18 protein-coding genes are annotated in these 20323 nt (G+C 42.4%); 11 read left to right on the plus strand and 7 right to left on the minus strand.

What is annotated here, in order from left to right; all coding sequences use genetic code 11:
* Nucleotides 1-40: 40 nt before the first annotated feature.
* From C5O23_RS12485 to C5O23_RS12505, 5 genes are read right to left on the minus strand one after another with little or no spacing between them, the layout of a single operon-like run.
* Nucleotides 41-454, minus strand: coding sequence for a hypothetical protein (locus tag C5O23_RS12485; RefSeq protein WP_240597840.1), 414 nt, complete (start codon nt 452-454; stop codon nt 41-43).
* 5 nt (nt 455-459) lie between these two features.
* Nucleotides 460-1458 (minus strand): virulence RhuM family protein, encoded by a 999-nt coding sequence (locus tag C5O23_RS12490; RefSeq protein WP_107033261.1) that lies wholly within the window; start codon nt 1456-1458, stop codon nt 460-462.
* Nucleotides 1459-1462: 4 nt separating this feature from the next.
* Complete coding sequence (locus C5O23_RS12495; RefSeq protein ID WP_107033262.1) at nt 1463-3118, minus strand: HsdM family class I SAM-dependent methyltransferase; 1656 nt, start codon at nt 3116-3118, stop codon at nt 1463-1465.
* The gene (locus C5O23_RS12500) at nt 3118-6318 is read right to left on the minus strand and encodes a type I restriction endonuclease subunit R (RefSeq protein ID WP_107033263.1); all 3201 of its coding nucleotides are present in this window, start codon (nt 6316-6318) and stop codon (nt 3118-3120) included. Before C5O23_RS12500 ends, C5O23_RS12495 begins: the two co-directional genes overlap by 1 nt.
* A complete protein-coding gene (locus tag C5O23_RS12505; RefSeq protein ID WP_107033264.1) occupies nt 6305-6562 on the minus strand; it encodes a helix-turn-helix transcriptional regulator in 258 nt (85 codons plus the stop codon). Before C5O23_RS12505 ends, C5O23_RS12500 begins: the two co-directional genes overlap by 14 nt.
* A 128-nt stretch (nt 6563-6690) precedes the next feature.
* Between C5O23_RS12505 and C5O23_RS12510 the strand changes: the two genes are divergently transcribed.
* From C5O23_RS12510 to C5O23_RS12535, 6 genes are all read left to right on the plus strand, one after another.
* A complete protein-coding gene (locus tag C5O23_RS12510; RefSeq protein WP_107033277.1) occupies nt 6691-6927 on the plus strand; it encodes a helix-turn-helix transcriptional regulator in 237 nt (78 codons plus the stop codon).
* Between the two features lie 27 nt (nt 6928-6954).
* A complete protein-coding gene (locus C5O23_RS12515) occupies nt 6955-8700 on the plus strand; it encodes a DUF262 domain-containing protein (RefSeq protein WP_107033265.1) in 1746 nt (581 codons plus the stop codon).
* A gap of 187 nt (nt 8701-8887) precedes the next feature.
* Complete coding sequence (locus C5O23_RS12520) at nt 8888-9748, plus strand: abortive infection family protein (RefSeq protein ID WP_107033266.1); 861 nt, start codon at nt 8888-8890, stop codon at nt 9746-9748.
* Nucleotide 9749: 1 nt separating this feature from the next.
* Entirely contained in the window at nt 9750-10310 is a 561-nt protein-coding gene (locus C5O23_RS12525; RefSeq protein ID WP_107033267.1) for a hypothetical protein, read from the plus strand.
* 9 nt (nt 10311-10319) lie between these two features.
* A complete protein-coding gene (locus tag C5O23_RS12530) occupies nt 10320-12713 on the plus strand; it encodes a hypothetical protein (protein ID WP_107033268.1) in 2394 nt (797 codons plus the stop codon).
* A gap of 151 nt (nt 12714-12864) precedes the next feature.
* Nucleotides 12865-13233, plus strand: a complete 369-nt coding sequence (locus C5O23_RS12535) for a hypothetical protein (protein ID WP_107033269.1) — start codon at nt 12865-12867, stop codon at nt 13231-13233.
* Nucleotides 13234-13248: 15 nt separating this feature from the next.
* Here C5O23_RS12535 and C5O23_RS12540 read toward each other — a convergent pair whose 3' ends face one another.
* Both C5O23_RS12540 and C5O23_RS12550 read right to left on the minus strand, forming a co-directional pair.
* Complete coding sequence (locus C5O23_RS12540; RefSeq protein ID WP_107033270.1) at nt 13249-14010, minus strand: metallophosphoesterase; 762 nt, start codon at nt 14008-14010, stop codon at nt 13249-13251.
* Nucleotides 14011-14318: 308 nt separating this feature from the next.
* Entirely contained in the window at nt 14319-15707 is a 1389-nt protein-coding gene (locus tag C5O23_RS12550; protein ID WP_107033272.1) for an ATP-binding protein, read from the minus strand.
* Nucleotides 15708-16294: 587 nt separating this feature from the next.
* Between C5O23_RS12550 and C5O23_RS12555 the strand changes: the two genes are divergently transcribed.
* The 5 genes from C5O23_RS12555 to C5O23_RS14410 all read left to right on the plus strand — a co-directional run bounded on the left by C5O23_RS12555 (nt 16295) and on the right by C5O23_RS14410 (nt 20218).
* Nucleotides 16295-17182 carry a helix-turn-helix domain-containing protein gene (locus C5O23_RS12555; RefSeq protein ID WP_107033273.1) on the plus strand — a complete coding sequence of 296 codons (888 nt, stop codon included), beginning with the start codon at nt 16295-16297 and terminating at the stop codon, nt 17180-17182.
* 111 nt (nt 17183-17293) lie between these two features.
* Nucleotides 17294-18400: a site-specific integrase gene (locus C5O23_RS12560; RefSeq protein WP_107033274.1), complete on the plus strand. Its 1107-nt coding sequence runs from the start codon at nt 17294-17296 to the stop codon at nt 18398-18400.
* Between the two features lie 76 nt (nt 18401-18476).
* Complete coding sequence (locus C5O23_RS12565) at nt 18477-18776, plus strand: type II toxin-antitoxin system HigB family toxin (RefSeq protein ID WP_107033275.1); 300 nt, start codon at nt 18477-18479, stop codon at nt 18774-18776.
* A gap of 10 nt (nt 18777-18786) precedes the next feature.
* Nucleotides 18787-19146 carry a helix-turn-helix domain-containing protein gene (locus tag C5O23_RS12570; protein WP_240597841.1) on the plus strand — a complete coding sequence of 120 codons (360 nt, stop codon included), beginning with the start codon at nt 18787-18789 and terminating at the stop codon, nt 19144-19146.
* Between the two features lie 121 nt (nt 19147-19267).
* Nucleotides 19268-20218 carry a hypothetical protein gene (locus C5O23_RS14410; RefSeq protein ID WP_162496199.1) on the plus strand — a complete coding sequence of 317 codons (951 nt, stop codon included), beginning with the start codon at nt 19268-19270 and terminating at the stop codon, nt 20216-20218.
* Nucleotides 20219-20323: the final 105 nt, after the last annotated feature.

The following is a 20323-nucleotide window of genomic DNA, read 5'->3' on the forward strand; positions in this document are numbered from 1 at the left end:
CTTCAGAAGGCTGTGCAGGAATTACGAGGAAACGACAGAATCAGCCAACGAAATGCTCATGGTCGCAGCTGTTGTTATTTCTCTCCGAAAACTCACTTCTGTTAACAATCGTTTTTAAACAAGCTCTAAGATGTTCTATCTGTTGTGATTTCTCTTGTACATCCATTATGCAGTCTATTCTTGCGCCACCGGAAAAAGGATTGACAATATTAACAGCCATTTGTGCATCCTCAATTTGAGAATCTAACGCCACAAGTTGTTGTTGATATTTCCGTTGTGCCTCGACTATATCCAGATTGTTTGCTGCCACGAAAACGTCAAGAAGATGCCGAATAGCTTTTATTTGTTCCTGCGCATCTTTTGATGAGCTACGAGCCACAATGAGCGCAACAATGATAGCAATTACACTTATTAAAGGGCTTAATAAGTTTGCCAATGCGATATAATTCTCCATAACGATTATTTCTCGAGCATACCCCGGATTTCCTTGTCGAAATCGGAGTCTATTTGCTGGGTTGGGTTGAAGAGGTCGTATTCGGCTTCTGCCTTGGCTTTGGCTTGCGCAGCCGAGATGCTGCCCTTGTTGGGAAGAATCTTATAGTCGTTGAACGTCAGGAATTTGTTGACGCTTGCAGCGAACTGTTCCATGTTGAATACATTGCCACGCTCAATCTGTCCTTCGATATAGTCGAAGTAAGAGGTAACAGTGCGTTCAAGCGAGCGGATTTCTTTCTCCGTCAGATAATTCTTAGCGATGGAGACATCAGATTTCAGTATGCGTCCTTCGGGCGCATACTTCCATGTTGTCAGACCCATGTGCGGCTTTGTATGGTCCGCTCCGGCATGGATGATTTCTGCGGCAGTGTGCCCCGTGATGGCATAGTGAAAACGATTTTGCACCATTGCGTAAAACTCTTTGGTGGTCGGGGCCAAACGGTCATAGTCAATACTACATTCGGCATAGATGTCGGTTATCTGCTGCCAGATGCGACGCTCGCTGGCGCGGATAGAACGAACACGTTCCAAGAGTTCGCGGAAGTAATCGCGCCCGAACACCGCATTTCCTTGCTTTAGTCGGTCGTCATCAAGCACAAACCCCTTGCGGATAAATTCATTCAGTACGCGAGTTGCCCATTGCCTGAATAGCGTTGCTCGTTGACTATTAACGCGGTATCCAACGCTAATAATCGCGTCAAGGTTATAAAAAGCTCTTTCGCGTTCAACTTGACGATTTCCTTCGGGTTGAACTGTTCGAATTTTTCGAATAGTTGAATCCTCGGTCAATTCATTTGATGAGTATATTTCTTTGAGATGATAATTTATAGTGTTGACTTCAACCCCGAAAAGCTCTGCCATGGCTTTTTGTGTCAGAAAAATTGTTTCATCCTGAACGATAGCCTGTACAGTTCCCGAATTGTCGGGCAGATTATATAGAATAAATTGTATTTCCTTTGCCATGATTTCAGCTGTTAAATTTAAGGGATTTCAGTTGTGTCAGAATCTCTGTCTCCAGACGGTGGCTTTCAGCAAACATTTCAGTTAACTTGGACTCATAGTCAGCCATACGCCGGTTGAACTCCTCTTCTGTTATATCAACGTATTCAATCTTGATATCGAAATATTGACCGGCTGAAAGCGAATAACCCTTCTCTTTGATTTCATCGTAAGTCACAGCTACAGATAGACCATCAACGGCTTCCTTGTTGCGGAAAGTATTGACAATCAGTTCAACCTCTTTATCGAGAAGACGATGCTTTTTGTTATTGTTAGCATCCTGATAGTCTTCTCCAAGTTTGCTTGCATCGACAAGTATGACCTTGTCAGACATGGTGGACTTATCGAAGAACACCACCGATACGTTGGTGCCAGTGTCGGCGAATACATTTGAGGGCATGGAGATAACTCCATACACCCATTTCTCATCCACGATTCGGTGAAGAATTTTATTCTCAATGCCGGATTTAGCTGTGATGAAACCTGTAGGAACTACAATTGCACCTTTACCTCTCGATGACAGCGAATTGAGTACATGCTGAATAAAGCATGTATAGATTGCCATTGTGGGCTTAGGCTTAATCTGCTTTACCGCATTGGGTACACCTGCCCAAAAACGAATGCCATCGGAGGCGAGAGTGTCACGATACTCAGGGAAGTCAAGTTTGAACGGAGGATTGGAAACCACATAATCAAACTTCTTGATTGTGCCGTTCGCTTCCTTGTGAGCAGGCTCAAGAAGCGTGTTACCCTGACGAATATTAGGCAAGCTCTCTGACAGTCCATTGAGGATAAGGTTCAGACGGAGCATCTCCGATGACTTCTCTGAAATATCCTGACTGTAAATAGAGCAACGGTCCTCACCTATCTGATGAGCAAGTGCAAGCAATAATGTGCCTGTACCTGCTGACGGGTCGTAACAAGAAACACCTCGCAACTGGGCATCATCACCCACGAGGAGACGAGCCATAACCGTCGCTATTTCTCGTGGAGTGTAGTATTCGGCATACTTACCACCACCGGCATTATTGTAATCCTTAATGAGATACTGGAAGATGCGTGAAAAGAAATCGTATTTTTCAGCAAAGACATCCTCAAAGTTGAACGACGCAAGGTTCTTCATCATGGCAATGGCGAACTGATCCCGTTTGTGAACATCGGTGATGAAGTTGGTCACACCATTGAAAATCTTCACCTTGCTGTTGCCTGAAGTCAACACCGAGAAAGTGTCTTCGTTGAGACTGGCAATCTCTACCAATGTGGCATCGAGTAGCGTTGAGAAATCTCCTTGGGTCGAAGCATTATATAGATGCGATAATGTGTGATGAGGTTTCATCTTAGGCACGGAGCCGGGAAGATAGCTGAAGAGGTCTTCCACTTCCTCCTCATCAAATTTATCATATTCGGCATCCCATTTCTCTGCCTTGGATAGTCGCTCGCCATATATGGGCATACGTTTTGCCTCATATCCGAACTTGTCATTGAAGAATTTATACAAGAACATCTCGGTGATGATCTTGTATTCGCTTCCGCCTCCGGCAAGGCCGTATTCTCCGCATGTGGTACGGAGTGAGTCGATAAGACCTATGGTTTTGGCTTCGATAGTCTGTGTATCTTGTTTCATTATACTCGTGCGAAAGAAATGGTTGGTTCAGACATAATCTGATACTGGTTGATATATTCGTCGGAAATCAGCGTACGGATGAACTTGCGTTCTTCAAGCGTTGCATGAACTGAGAGGTCTATCAGAGTAGTACCGACAAGAGCAAGCACATCCTGACGGAACTTGTCGGCATTGTTGAGGGAGTTTATGTTTAGGAACAGTTTATCATCAATAGCCTTCTTCATCTGCATAAGACGTTCGGCAATTTCAAACTCATGTTTGGAGATAACCGGTTTCTCTCGTTTCTCGTTTTCTTCCTCGATACGCTTGTGGATGCGTACAAAACGTTCATCGCCCTTGTATTTATTTCGGAGGGCATTGTTGCGTCGATTGATTTCGCGTATTTTCTTCATGACTGAGTCCATATACTCGATGGCCTCTTTCGCCTCTTTGGTACTCTTGGGTGAGAAACCATGCTCGCGAAAGTATTTGCGGAACTCTTCTGAGAGGAGCACATACTTATCCTCCTTATGGTCAAAGTTGGATTCAAATTCACGCTGCACCTTCTCAGCCCTCTCGCGCAGGTCATTCACTATGATGCGCAATTCCTCCGACATACCCTTTTTGAACTCAAAATCCAGTGCATCGAGAGCTACATTGATAATGCCCGATACATCGGCAGTATGGTCGGTATTATTGAGAAGGTTAATGCGCTCGATACGGCGCGACACTTCGGTCATGAGAGTTGGAATAGAACCGGGAGTGAGTTTTTCAATCTTCTCCTTTAGGTCTTCATCACCGAATGCTCTGACTTGGTTGACAATAGCCTTAGCATTGGCAAGGATATTTTTCAACTCATAGAGTTTTTCCTTGTCTTCAATATCATCGATCTCCTGTCGGAACACCTCCGGATTGTCACAAGTGAAGTTGAACAGGACGCTCTTTATCTCCTTCATATCTGAGATAATCTTATCCTTATCTTCAATAATCACTTCACCCGGAGTGTTGGGATTATCAGAGTCAGGCAGCACATCAGTAGTGCGATTCAACTCACGCAGATAGCGGTCATTCGTTGACTCAAAGTTTTCCTTTATGTCAACGAAATCGACTACGTAGCCATACTTGAAATCCTTATAAGGACGATTGACACGAGTAAGTGCCTGAAGGAGATCGTGACCGTCAAGAACACGACCCAAATACAGTTTCTTCAGTCGCGGTGCATCAAAACCAGTCAGGAGCATCTGGTTTACAATCAGTATATCAACATTCTCTGTTTTCTTGAAATCATCAATATATGCTTTGCGTTCCAGCTTGTCACCCTCATCGTGAAGAATAAGGGCAGCAATCAGTGGTGGTGTCTTGGAATACGGCACCATCGGTTCGCCGGAGATGAGTATCTTCTCTTCTTTCTTTTCTTCAATCTCAATAGCATGATTGTAACGCTCCATCCACAGTTCGTAGAGTTTACGCGCCTGAGGATTGGTTTTGCAGACAATCATGGCTGCTACCGAAGGCTCGTTCTGTTCGGTTCTGAATCTGCGGAAGTCTGCAATTATGTAGTCGATGAGGGCATTAAGATAACTCGGATGCTCGACAATCTTATTGCGGTCAATGTCGCTTCGCTTGACCTCTACTTCACCCGTGAGTTGGTCGAGGATATTCTCCAGTTTCTCCTTATATACGGTCTCCACCGGCTCACGCATAAGTTTCAGCGTATAGCCGTCGGCAATAGATTTGTCGTAGTAGTAGGTATCGATATAGTCACCGAACACGCGCCATGACTCTCGCTCTTCTTTCAATAGAGGTGTGCCTGTCAAGGCGATTTTAATAGAATCCTTATCTGCATCGAAGAGATTAGCAAGGAAGCTACCTTGAGGACTATATCCACGGTGTGCCTCGTCGATGAAGAATATACGTTGAAGTTTGGTGGAGTAACTATTGTCGAGTTTTATCTTTGCAGAATCCTCTTTGAACTTCTGTATATTGACAACCATAATCTCCGGCTTACCCGAGGGGTTCTCAACCGGGGCATTGCTTTGGAAGTCTTCCATAAGTTCCTTTCGTGACTGGGCAGTGCGAACAATCAAGCCACGAGATGCAAACTCATCGGCAGCTTGCTCCATGAGAGCGATTCGGTCAACGATAAAATAAAACTTTGCCACCGTATTGCGTCCGGCATAGAAATCTCTAAGGCTCTTGACTGAATAGTATGCCAATGCGGTTTTACCGCTACCTTGTGTATGCCAGATGATACCGCTCTTTACGCCAAGATCGAGTTTCTTGCGGATTGCAAGCGATGCGAAAAGTTGCTGGTAGCGCATTACATGCTTTTCCAATCGTTTTGCCTTAGTGCCGTCCTCAAGTTCAATCGTACGGTCAACGTATGCAAAGCCATATCTGAGCAGGAACAGGAAACGTTCGAAACTGAGCATCGATGTAAGGATGCTATTGGTCGGGGTTGTCCGAGACTGATTTGTCTCGTATTCCGGCAGATTTTTTACCGCGATGCAGTTTCTGTGGCGCAATATGCGTTGCTCGACACCTTCTTCAAGAGGATGCAGATGTACATTAGCCACAAAACTCTGGTCTTGCTCTCTGAAAACATTGAAGAATGCTTTTGTTTTCGATGTACAGCTATAAAATGCACCCTGAATAGGGACGCGATTCTCGTTGTCGTAGTTCTGATTGTTGGAGAATATCATCAACTGGGTGATATTCAGAAACGGACGGAATGCTTTATTGCGCATCCGGCGGTTGATACGCTCACGCTCGGCAAGAATACCCTCACGATTGTTGGGTTTCTTAACTTCAATAAAAGCCAACGGCATACCATTGATAAAACATGTTATATCCGGGCGAAAATTATCGCCGCTGTCTTCATCTTCGCAAGTGAACTCGGTCGTGATATACCAACTGTTCTGATATGGGTCTTCGTAATCAATCAATTTTACACCACTGTTAGACGATAGCATTTCATAAAATTCTCTGCCAAGATTGTCATTCTTGGCTTCGCTGACTATCCGTTCCAACAGTTGTAATATTTCAAGCTCCGTCATTGTTGGATTCAACTTCTTGATGGATTGCTTGAAAATAGGTGTGATGATATTAGTGCGTTTGTCATACTCTGGAATATCATCCAGATATGTATATCCAAGTCGGCAAAGATGCAACGCTGCCGGAACTTGGACACGAGTATTTTCGTTGAAGTTATTTCCCTTCATGGTCTCCGTAAGGTGTTGTGGGTTCACATGCCATCAAAGCATCATCTGTGGCATTAAGCAATGTGCGAATATCGACTTTAAGGGATTGTGCTATCTCGTGTAAGGTTTCCAGCGACGGTTGTGCGGTGTTGGTACACCACTTAGAGACTGTCGCGGGGTCTTTGCCAAGCGTCTTGGCCAACCAAAGGTTTGTCTTGTGCTGCTCGGCGAGGACAACTTTCAATCGGTTTATGTATTTAGCCATTGCGTTTAAATTTGCGAATTATGCAAATTTAGTGAAATTTCCTGATTTGGCAAAACCTTTATGCCAGAATAATTTTGTCAGAACAAATAATCTCACTAAATTTGCAAATAACATCAATGAATATTGAAATGTCAACAAACAGTATAAATATCGACACAGATAGAATAAATCGACTTAAAGTAGTCTTGGTCGAGCAGAATCGAACAGGCAAATGGCTTGCTGAGCAATTAGGCAAAAACGAAGCGACTGTATCCCGATGGTGTTCCAATTCTTCTCAACCCTCTTTAGAAATGCTTGTAAAAATAGCCTCAATATTAAATGTTGATCCACGAGAACTGATAACAAGCAAACCAATCATTAAGTAATATCATCCTCTACCAACATAAGAATATATGTCAAAACTCACTGTTGACCAGAAAAGCGTAAAAGGACTTTTTCAAGACTCTAAGGCAAGTTTTCTAATTCCAGACTATCAACGTCCCTATGCATGGGGCGAAGTTGAGTGTAAGACCCTATGGGAAGACCTTTTCGTATTTTCATTTCCCAATGATAATTGCGACCAATTCAACGAGGATGATGAGTATTTTCTCGGTCCCATAGTAACATTCAAGAATGATGATAGGAAACTCGAAATTATCGATGGACAACAACGTCTAACCACTTTGATGTTGCTCCTACGGGCATTCTACAATAAGTTGTCGCATATGAAAGACCAAAATTCTCAGGCTATGAAACAGGATATTGAGAAATGCCTGTGGAGAGCGAATAATTTCGGTGCTTATCAGAAGGATGATTTGAAGATTGCTTCCGAAGTCGCAACTGATAATGATAAAGAAGAGTTTATCGCCATCCTCCGTGACGGGAGTGCCGATAATATGAAAAGCCGATATGCGAAAAACTTCAAATATTTTGAAGGACAAATTGTTGATTTTCTGAATAATTATCCTTCATACTTCGCATACATGCCAGCTCGGATTCTTAACAACTGCGTATTACTCCCAATCGAGGCAGAATCTCAAGATGCGGCCTTACGCATTTTCTCAACGCTCAACGACCGAGGCAAACCGCTTTCCGATGCTGACATCTTCAAAGCCCAATTCTACAAGTTCTATAAGGAACATGGCAAAAAGGATGAGTTTATTGAACAATGGAAAGAGCTTGATTCCATTGCTTCAGATGTATTCCATCCAATCGCCGGAACACCTCTCGATGAATTGTTCACTCGCTATATGTATTATGAGCGAGCAAAACAAGGGAACAAAAGCACTACAACGGAGGCGTTAAGAAAATTCTATGAACGTGATTCGTATGCAATTTTCAAAAAGGATGAAACTCTTAACAACATAATGATTCTTGCCAAATTTTGGCAAGATGTCAATCTTCAGGACTCTGAACGGTTCTCACAAGAGATTTTAAGAAAACTATTCGTCCTAAACTATGCTCCGAATGGTATGTGGACCTATCTCGTTTCAGTATACTTTATGCAGAACCATACAGTGGATGGCTCTCTCGACGATACTAAATTCGGCAAGTTCCTTGATATCATTACTGCTTTCATCTGGAGTTATGCCCTTACCAATCCGGGGGTGAACTCACTTCGCACACCTGTTTATGCGGCGATGCTTAACATTGTTAATGGTCAAGATGTAACCTTTTCGGAAAATCTGTTTGATGAAGATCGTTTCCGCTCGATTTTCGCCAATTATATTTTCTCAAATCAACGCACTGTTACCAAAGCGTACATTGCATGGTGGGCATTTACTTTTGACAAGCAAGAATTACTGAGCCTTGAAAGCAGCTTCGACATAGAACATATCTTTCCAAAAGCTCGACAACAAAAAGAAAACTCTCTTAAGGACAGTCGTTCAATTGAGCTCCTCGGCAATAAATCTTTACTCGAAAAGCGAATCAACATTCGCGCTTCAGATTATCGTTTTGCCGATAAGAAGAAATACTACATTGGTTTTACAACCTCGAAAGGAGAGAAAAAGGCAACCGAGGTGGTGGAGTTAATCGAGTTAGCCAATAAACTCTCCGATTTCACTGAGAACGAAATAAAAGAACGTAATAACATGATACTTGACCGGTTCGTTGAATACCTAAAAGCCAATAATCTTCTTGCTCTCCCCAATCAGTAATAGCAAAACGGCATTGTAAGGCATAATATTTCAAGTATTTTGAGCACAAATTACACGAAACGAGGCGATGGAGTCGGAAAAATTAACGTCACGCACTAAAAGCGGTTCTACTTAGTTATGTTGTGCTCAAAAAGATTGACAGCAAGAAATCCCAAATCAACAAAATCCTAAAAGCCGACTGGTAAATATGGCACTATCCGGAATAGAACGTGGAGTCTTTATAAAGCTCTTTAATAGAGGTGGATATGTACTCGATTTTTCAACCTCTGATTTTGACACTTTCACTTTGGAAAGTGTCGGAGTGGCACTATGCGAGAAATATCATCTTTCAAAAGGGCGTTCATTAAACGCTTATATAAATGAAGCAGATGAAAACTTAGCAGATAAGTTGCTCTTCGATCTTTTGGAATACTACGAGCTTTCGTATGACAATTTCGAAAGAGAAACCGTACCTAATGAATTTGGGAAGGTAGCTCTTGACTATGGAGTAGACTACAGCGTAACATATAAAAAATGTAAGGAAATTCAGAAACGTCATTCTTCACCCCTCTCTGATTACACCAATTCACTGGCATCAAACATTAAGGACGCTTTTTCAAGTGACTACATTGATTGGCAAATGCAAATTATGATGTCTATGCAATCGGAGAATCCCACTGAGGCTATAGGCAAGGCTAAGGAAATCATTGAGAGTTGCTGTAAAGGTATATTGGAGGAGAATGGTCTGACTTATGATCGTACATGGGATGCTCCTCGTCTAGTCAAAGAAACCACCAACCTGCTGAAAATTGCACCAGATAACATACCATCAGACATTCGAGGTGCAGAATCAATGATATCGATTTTGAAAAGTCTACGTGCAATTGCAAATGGACTAAACGAATTAAGAAATGTCTACGGGAGTGGTCACGGAAAGTCTCCTAATTATCAGGGATTAAGTGAACGCCATGCACGTTTGGCTGTGGGTTCTGCACTGACATTGGTAAACTTCCTATGGGACTCACATCTTCGCATGCAATTAAAGAAATTTGAATCAGCCACAGAATGAAATGATTGACATAACTTCATATTCACTCGGTCGACCCTTTCCCGAAGAGAGATATATCTCGTCGCAGGATAGTGTAGTAGCTCGGATTACTCCGCATTCGTTTGATGTCATTGTTACGCTTGACAATCTTACGTTTGAGGAACGAAAGGCTATTGTCAGCGATAAGTTCTATGTTTCGATATTTGTCCACAAACAAATACCACACGTAGTATTTGATTTTGGTGTTTATAAATGTAATGTCTCAATAAATATACAAAAGATAAATAGCGTAAACCAACAGGATTGGGCCTATGACAAGGAAAACACTGTAACACTTTATCTTTTAGAACCTTGCACTGGAAATATCATTAATTTCCGGATGATCAAATTCCCACTTATGACAGAGTTAAAATACCTGTTTCGGCTCCAGTTTTCTCTGACAAAGGAAACTATCGATAGTCGTGCAAAAGAAGCAGAGCAACTATATTCTGTTCAGGAAATGGAGAATTACTCGCTATTTTATGGCGAAGTGCCTGAAAGCGGGATAAAAATTGAGACAACTGAAGAAGAATATCTTTTTTAATAGAATACCATGCAACTGAAAGTCAACGGAGAACCATTTATTTTTAAGCATGTTTGTTCTGATGAGGAATATGGATATCCTATGTCAAGTCAGGAACTGCATGATTTTGTGACTGACTCCCTTATACAAGCTTACGCGATGAAAAACGTAAGGTGTATACGGCATGACGCGGACTTTAATTCCGGAGCAGATTTCTCTTTCACAAAATATGGCAAAACAATTAGTTGCAAGGTAATCTGTATAGATGATATTGATGAGGCAGCTGCCGATATAGATCGAATGTATGATGATAAAGACAATTATAATCCTCAGATGAAAAGAGGATTTGAAGAGCATGGAATCATACCCAGGATATATTATGCCGAAGCTCACTGTATAGATAGTGAAGACATTAGATACATGGCTGGAGGCGAATATACTATAAAATTTCATCCAGTACAATGGCTGAATAATGAAAAACCAACTGCTGCACCAAAAATTTCTGATGCTGATTTGATAAAAGGATATGCAAGAGCATGGGAGAATAATGATATATATTTTATGAGGGACTATCTCTCACCATATTTTAATGCTGATTCTGATATTGCTTTTGATGTGGTAACATCAAAAAGTGAATATCTTGACCATTTCAAGTATCTGCAAGAAAAATGGCAAAAAAATGGTCTTACGGTAAAGTCTCATTTAGTAACGGATGATAAGACGGGAGAACATGGCGTTATCATTTGTGTGAATAATAAAGCATCAGGTTTTGTTACGATAGATTGCAAAGATTTTAGGATCTCTGCTACCCATACCCATAAACTACCCGTATCTCATACCGAATGGCATCCATACGTAGACCTTTATGAAACTCATGGTGACCATCATGCACCTTTCTTAGAAAATGATGAATTAGTCGGCTATTTTCGGGATGGAATCAAAAATTCGGTACCAATCTACAAAGTGCTTACGGACATAAAATTGGACGAGGATGAATACAAATCGGATGTATTCTCACTTAAAATAGGTTATCCAATCGACAGTATATACTATTATGCGCTGATTGCTCCCGATAAAGAAGGTAAAACTAACCAATTTGTTTCCGCTTATCCTTACTTACCGGGGCGAGCCATTGTGGTACAGATATTGGATATACTTGAATGGAGTAACAAGTTGGAAGCGACTATCAAATGCAAATATGAATATGACGGCGAGGAATTCATTTTCCACTTCTTCGCCACAGATTATTTTGCATATAAGCCTATCTATAAAGTTGGCAATCGAATCGAAATTGCTTTAGCAGCATCGTCCGGGAATGCCAAAGTTGCATCGAAAGGATTTTCTTTTGAAGGGCAAAAAGCACTTGATTTCCTTTCAAAAATGGGCAAAGAACCGGAATACGATGAGAATGGCAATGTAAAACCGGTTAAATTCAGTACAGAAAAACTCGTTGCCTTCCTTGTCCATGATGAGAAATGCCCCGATGAGGCAGAATTTCAGTCTCCGACGGAATCATATCATGGTGATATTTGCTTTTTCAATTTTAGATGGCCAATCCGGAAACGGCTTATTACGATTGATAGTCATACGCAATTAAAAGTCCCATTGTATTTTAGAGCGGACTTTGACATTAAGACTGGAGATCCATTAACAGGAAATCTATGGCTATCCGGAAGAATGGCACATCCTGGAATCATAGATAATCGTACAAATATTAATGGTGTCTTTGCCACTGTAGAGTTTGCAAGAACCGCCAATTTTATCCTGGATTATATTAAACTTAATGGTGTCAAGACTGAATATGAACTGGATACGATTGTCGATATATTTCAACAGATAGAATTATTCCCGGGCTACAAACTGTTCTGCGCAAAAGTGGGAACAACAGAGGAATATTATTATAAGTTTTATATTGCACGACCTTTTAAGTTCTTTGAAAAGAAAAGAGAACCTAATGGTGGCTACTCCTGCACAACTGAGGAAAATGACCACCCGAAAGGCATAGTGCCAGATACTAGTGTCAACACTATCCCAAATGTCCTCGACAGAATCGGTGTGAGATTTAATAGTTCGCAAGCAATATTTGAAGCACTACTTCTTCATATCGGAGAACATCTGCTTCCACGAAAGGGAAGATATTACGAATATCGGCGGTATTATTTTTCACGAGAACAACTCAAGGGTAATACAATTATTGAAGATTCGGATTACAGCTGGTCAGATTTGCGACCATCTGTTTACTTTAATTCCCTGAATTCTGGAACCATTACTATTCACTATTGGGATGAATCGCGCGGTCTTGTTCGGGAATTATATACTTTCATAAATAGTGAAGGTCATATTCAATTCCAGTCGGATGCAACATTCATTTTGATAGAGTATAAGGAAGAAGAATCAGATCTTTTATTTATAGATGGAGACTAACCATGTTTAACCGCAGGCTCTTATCAGTGTAGAGCAGTTCTCCCATAAGAGCGATCATGTGGTAATTCTAAAATGGGAACAGTTGCCTCAGGAACGTTAATTAAACTTCCGAGACTTTCTCGGTAGTTGGTAAATCAAAAATCACGACCCAATGATATATGAAGAGAAATATCAGGAGCTTGTTGAGTTATCGCACAGCGATACCTCGGAGATTAGAAAACAAGCAGATGCATGGCTTGTCAGTATCGGTCTGCAAGATGCGGCAGAACTAAAGGTGTCTGCATTTTTGCTTGATTTGGCTATTAGGAATGTCAAGGGCGAGATTATTCGTGAGGAAGTCAGCCGAAGACTGAATGAACACTATGCCGACATTCAGAAGAGAGAATCGAAATCGGGACTTGATGGCGGATATGAAATCATTCCTCCTGACTCGTCAAAGATAAAAGAAATCGAAGAATACAACCGGGAACTCCGACCGGCCTTGTATGCAGAACTTGATAAGAAGAGGAATAACGATTAGCGCCGGAACAGAAATTCAGATCTCAATCACTGCGGAGTCGTTGAAGGCGGTGTTTTCACCGCAGAAGAGGTAGCCGAGGGGATTGCTGACGAGGCGGGTGTTGCCGATGGTTAGGTCGGTGGTATGGTGTGAGTGACCGTAAATCCATGCCGAGATTCGGCTGTCGGCTATGTAGTTGCCGAGTTCGGTTGCGTAAGCGGCATTTAAGACACTACCTTTATGCCGGTCTTCGATAGCTGCGAATGTTGGGAGGTGGTGAGTGACAACGACTATTTTTTCGGCATCGCTATCAGCCACAGCCTTTTTGATGAACGTGAGGTTTCGCTCGAATTCATCGTTGATATTTTGCGGAATGAGCCGGCGTTTGTTGTAGAGAATCTGGGCGTAGTCGTTCATGCCACTTTGGATAGCCATTTCGTCAACGGGTGGGATTCTTGACCAGAGCGTTGAGAGAATAAAGTCAACATTGTCTATGCGGACAACCTTATTATGGTAGTAGCCGACATTCGGTAGGAACATCTTTTGCCAGCTCTCGCCCCGTGCAGCTATGTCTCCGTTATTGTAATACTCATGATTGCCCGCTATCATCAGAACGTGACGATAGTTTTCCGATGCCCATTTCCAGAATCTGAGATGCGGAATGGTAGTGTCAACAAGATAACCGACATCACCGGCTATGACGAGGACATCTCCGACCGGTTCCAGCGGCAGCGAATTCATGAAGCGCATATTCTCATGAAACTCCATGTGCAGGTCTGAGCAATATTGAATCTTCATCGGGTACGTTTGTTTATAAAAATTCTCATCACTTTTGAAAGTCGAACATAGATGACAAGACAATTACCGTATCATCATCGGATCTTCCTCCCAACAGACGCATGTCTATGTTGTCGGGGGTGTCTGTCAGGTCAGTCGCAAGATTGCCGTAGTCACATTGGACGATATGGTCAAGCACTGCGTAGGTCGGAATTCCCTTTCTCGTTGTTGCCGTAAGCCACACCTCTGTGTCAGGTTCAAATTTCTGTAGTTGATTTATCAGTTCTTTAACAGTCATTATTTTCTCAGGTTTATATAGGTCTGACAGCTCAGATTATTAGTTGACTTAAATCAATATCAGGAATGATTGACACAGGGAGTTTATCCTTTATCAAGAAGCCCATATATAATGGTATCGTCAGTATACTTCCCTCTCTGCCAACATTATATTGACCTAATTTGATGCCATGGTTTACATGATACACGTCCTTGTTCTTCAGCACGGTTGTCATGCTTTTGGCTTTGCCTGTCTTTGCTTTGACCTCGATAATTACACATTCTCCCTTAAATCTAACCAAGAAGTCTATTTCAAGACCGCTCTCCTTATGAAAATAGTAGAGTTTCTGACCGGATTTACATAGAAAGTCAGCCATGAGATTCTCAAAAATAGCACCTTTATACCCGCGAAGATTACCTGCTAATATGTCGGTCTGTGTGCCATAATCAAGCATCCCCATAAGAATGCCGATATCTGTGGTATAGACCTTGAAACAATCCGGAATGGAATTGCCGGACAATGGGAGTTCTGTGATAGTGGTGTTGTAGCAACGTTTCGCAATTCCGGCATCTTCCAACCATTGAAGACTGCCAGAATACTGAGAAGCTCTTCCACCCTTCTTGACCACCGAATATTGGAATTTCTTATTTTCTTTTGCCAATTGTCTGGGTATCGAATCGAAACATTCTCGTATGTGGGGTTTGTCAGAATCCTCAGCGTATTTGACCATATCTTCTTTATACTCGGCAATGAGAGTGCGTTGCTTATCGTAAATTAACTCAACATTCTTGGTATCAAGATAGCAATTCACAACTTCGGGAAGACCTCCGACAATGATATATCTGTATAGCAATTCCATCATTGCCTTATGAATGCCTTCTGGAACAACGGTCTCATTTTTAAAACAAGTTCGTACTGTTTCAATTACATTCGTTCCAATTCCGTTTGCCCACAAAAATTCCTCGAAGTCCAGCGGATACATCTCTACTAATGTTTCATATCCCACAGGAACAGAATCCTCTCCTTTATTTTTATCTTTATCTTTGCGCTTGCCATATCCTTCCACACCCAGAAGAGACCCAGTGGCGATAATATCAAAACGACCGTCCATATCGAATGATTTCAAGGCAGTCCTTGCCTCTTTACACTCTTGAATCTCATCAAGGATAATGCACGTCTTGCCGCTTACAAAACGACTGCATGGAATCAATGCCGAGAGGTTGAGAATGATGGTCTCAACATCCAGGTTGCCGGCAAAAGCAGACTTCTTGTCAGGTTCGAGGATAAAATTCATATAGACTACATTCTCGTAATTGTCATTTGCGAATGTCTTTACGATATATGTCTTCCCGCACTGCCGCACACCTTTTATCACCAAAGGCTTCTTGTTGTCTGACTTTTTCCAATCAGATAAATATGTCTCGATTTTTCTTTTGAGCATGGATTCTTTGATTTGTCAATGCCAAAGTTACACTTTTCACACCGAATAAACAAATCTCCATTACACTTTTCCAAACGAATATTCTATCATACATTGCATTTTTTCTAACGAATAACTGAGGGACATCCACACTTTTTCAGACGAATGGGTAAAAATCATTTGCTCATCTCACTCAAAATTATTAACTTTAAGGGTACAAAAACGCAGGCCTGAGAAGATCAGAATTAGCGAGTTTTAGAAGGTAGGACGAGGCGATTTCGGGGCTTTGTACCCGAAGATTTGCAATCCGTTGAGCGACAAGATGTTCTACACACTGCATCGGAAAATGACTATATAGTTAGAAACGATTACATAATAGCATAATCTGTTAGTATGGCACTCTTTACAGGGTGCCATTTTTGTTGCCGCATTTCTCGGTTTTAACCGTTTCTACTCGATTTTACGCCCATTTTTGTATCCCGGTTGTATCTCGTTACTCAATCGGGGCTGACCAGTCAGAGAGGTTGTAGAGGATTTAGACATCCTTAGACACCAATAGACGCGGTTAGACACTTTTAACAGAATATTAACAGAAATGACTTCTGAAAATGAGCAGTACAATCGAAATTACCAAAACATGTGAATGGTGTGGAAACACATTCACAGCGAGAAAATGCACGACTCGCTATTGCTGTAAACGATGCGCGGAACACGCCTACAAGGATGCAAAGCGCAAACAGCATGTCGAGCGTGAACAAGCAAAGGCATCAATGCCTCAAATGAGCGATGACAAACGCCTATTCATAACTCCGACTCAATGTGCCAGACTTCTCGGAGTATGTCGTGCTTCCATCTACAATTATCTTGCCACTAATTCTATCCCTTGTTTCCAGTTCAAGGGAAAAACTATTATCAGTAGAGACAGCCTTAATTCTCTTTTCGATGGTTCACATCTCTATCAGTTACGTCCGGCAAAGGAGAAGCAGACTATCACTGAGTTCTACACCACCAAAGAGGTGCTGGAAAAATTCGGCATCAGTAATTCGTGGCTATTCAAGGCGGCGAAAGAAAACAATTTCCCCAAGATTACCCAACGAGGGAAAACTCTGTGGAGCAAGCCGCACATTGACCGGTTCTTTGCCAAGTCTGCCCCGAAAGAAGAAATTACCGAATGGTACACCGCTGCGGAGATACAGGAGCGTTATGGTATGTCACTCTCGGCAATCTATAATCTTGTCTCAAAGGAGAGAATTCCGAAAATGAAAATAGGTTGTGAAGCCCGCTATTCAAAATGGCATTTCGACAAAGCCAAAGGTGTTGCCGTCGATGAGCCGGACTCCTACACCATGCAGGAGGCAATGGCAAAATACGGCATGACCCGCGACCAACTTTACCATTATATCAAGACCTATGGCATAAGCAAGGTTAAGGTTGGCAGAATCGTCAAAATATCCAAGCAAGAGCTTGATAATCTGTTTGCTCCACCCAAGATATGATGCGGTGGGAGAACAGTGGACTACCGGTGGGAAACGCCCTGAACTGGGTGTCCGAGTCCACCATTTGAACACTTCCTACCTTCGCATCAAATCTTTTAATTCACAACGCACATGAATACATGCACCAAAGTTTTCCTTCGTCAGAAGGCTATTTCGGGTGGACGCATATCGCTCTACCTTGATTTCTATCCTGCCATCCGTAATCCTCATACCAACCGGATGAGCCGCCGTGAAACCCTCGGCATCTATATCTATGCCTCGCCCAAGAATGAGCGGGAGCGTCAGTTCAACGCCTCCATGCTTGAAAAGGCGGAGGCTATCCGTTGCCGTCGCTTTGAGCAGTTGCTCAACGAGCAGTTCGATTTTCTCGATAAGGAGAAGCTACGCATGGACTTTCTTGCATACTTCAAGCAGAAATGCCGTCAGAAGTATCAGAAATGGGACTGCGTTCTCCGACACTTTGAAATCTACTGTAAGGGCAAGTGCCGTTTCTGTGACCTGACCGTTGACTTCTGCAAAGGGTTCAGAACTTATCTTCTCTCTGCCCGGCGGCAGCGTAACAACGGCAAAGGTCCCATCGCCCACAATTCGGCAGCCGGATACTGGTCAACATTCCGCGCCCTGCTGAAAATGGCTTATCAGGAGAAGTATCTCCGCGAGAATGTCAATGACTATCTTGAAAAAATCGAGTGGAAGGAGGTCAAGAAGGAGTTTCTCACACTTGCTGAGGTCAAGCACCTTGTCGCTATACCCTGTAAAATCCCGGTTCTGAAACAGGCGGTTCTGTTCAGTTGTATGACAGGACTGCGTATAAGCGACATTCTGCAACTCTCATGGGAGCATATCCAGATGGGTCAGGACGGAGGCTATTTAATCAGGATGTGCACTGAGAAGACCGAGGAAGAAACCAACCTCCCTATCAGCGATGAAACTCTCGCGCTCTGCGGTGAGCGTTCGGAAGGACTGATTTTCAAAGGTCTTAAACGCCACATGGTGAATCATCCGTTGAAAGAATGGTTGAAATCCGCAGGCATTACCCGACGGATAACCTTCCATTCTATGCGCCACAGCTTCGCCACGTTGCTTGCCGCAAACGGAGTGGACATACTAACCATCAGCAAGATGTTGACCCACAAAAGTGTAAAAAACACGCAAATCCACGCCAAAGTTGTCGATGAACGAGCGAGAGAGGCATCTATGGTCATTTCGCTGAAATAATTTTGTTATACCGAATTATTAAACTAAAAACTTTTGCATTTCAAAATTTATTATTAACTTTGCAAACAGAAAAGTTATGCACATCATTTCACATAGAAAACTCAAAGAGTTCTATGAATCAGCCGGAAACGGAGATTCGAGAATTGCGTTGGATCGATGGTACGACATTGCTCAGCAAGCGCAATGGCATAATCTGTCGGAAATACGCGATGATTTCCCTGCAACAGACTATGTCGGCAACCAGCACTATGTCTTTAACATAAAAGGCAATAACTATCGGCTGGTCGTAGTGATAAAGTTCACTATCGGAAGAATCTTCATACGATTTGTCGGGACTCATAGTGAATATGACAAAATTGATTGTTCAACCATCTAATAGCGACGATATGGAAATTTCAAAACAGCAATATGAGTATGCACTCAACCGCATTGAGGAGTTGTTGCCACTTGTGACGGATGAAACTCCAGCAAATGACAAGAATGCCATTGAGCTTACCATTGTTTCAGATGTGGTTGAAGCCTACGAGAAAATTCATTATCCGATAGCAAAGCCCACTATTGGAGAACTGATCAGTCTCTCAATTGAAGAAAAAGGTATGACTCAGAAAGAACTTGCAAAAGAACTTGGAGTGAGTCCTTCAAGAGTCAGCGACTATATTTCCGGACGTGCCGAACCGACTCTGCGTATAGCCAGAGCCATTTGCCTTATTCTTGGCATAGCTCCGGCAGCCATGCTCGGTTTATAACAAATATAATCATACTTACCGTGCCATTTCATTAGTTTGGGGTGGCACTTTTTATGTCGCTGAACATCATTGGGGGTGTGTTCGTTATAAAAATTGATGAATTTTTCACAAAATTAAAAGAATGAAGAACGGACATATCCCCGAACACTGGCAACTAAAGTTATGGATTGGCTTAGCTGCTCTTGCGCTCGCCGCAGTTGCCCGACAATCCGCTATAGACACCGGCGGCATGAGTAGTTTCAATGCCAATCTGATATTTATCGGCATTATCGTTGCCTTTGTACTGTTATACTTGGGATTCAGCGATTTCTTTATCAAAACTTTCGAGTCCGCCTTCCAGAGCCTTTTCAAATGGCTCGGCTTTCAAGAGCGACAGACCATAGAGTTGGCAGAAGCAGAACCGTCAACGGAATCTTTGCCAATCTCTGAAGATACCACGGTCAAGCCAACAGCGCATATTCAGCAACCCACCATCGAAGTCCCGATGACTGAACAGACCATAGATACCGCACAATCCGGTATTGTAAAAATCGAAACTCCTACCCCGAAGAAAATTGTCATCGACTATGAGGGAAGACGCGAACAGGCCAAGAAACGTCAGGAAGACAGAGCCTATGAAAAGGAAGCTAATGTAATCCTGTATGTCGGTTATATCATGTCTCCGTTCGTTGAAAAGAATGTTGTGGAGAAAATCATTGACGCAGTAACTGAATTTATCCATACGTCGGGTGTGCCGGAATTTCCGAAAGAGGCAGCAATCAGACTGCCTGACGAACTCTCTACCACCGACATGATGCACTTTGGCTGGAACATAGCCAAACCGTTCAAGAAGTATAATCTTCACACGGCACATTTCTTAAAACAGGTGTTTGCCGATACGTTCCGCGATGTCGAGGTATGCACCATTGAAAGAAAACTGAAATATAACGGCACACAGGGTAAGATAAAAATCAACGAAAATGTTGAATGTTTTGTAATCCCTGATGAAGATGATCCGGTGGCAACTCCCACCAAATCCGTAACCGAAAAAACGGCCTCGAAAAAACAGTCTGGAAAACCCAGGCTCGGATGACCCCTTAGACCAAGGTTGAATTGACCCCTGAAAATATTTTGAATTGACCCCTGAAAACGTTCTGGCCGACGGGGTCAATTTTATTTTGTCTTATCGGCTTTTTAT

The organism is Duncaniella muris (assembly GCF_003024805.1).
Classification (GTDB): domain Bacteria; phylum Bacteroidota; class Bacteroidia; order Bacteroidales; family Muribaculaceae; genus Duncaniella; species Duncaniella muris.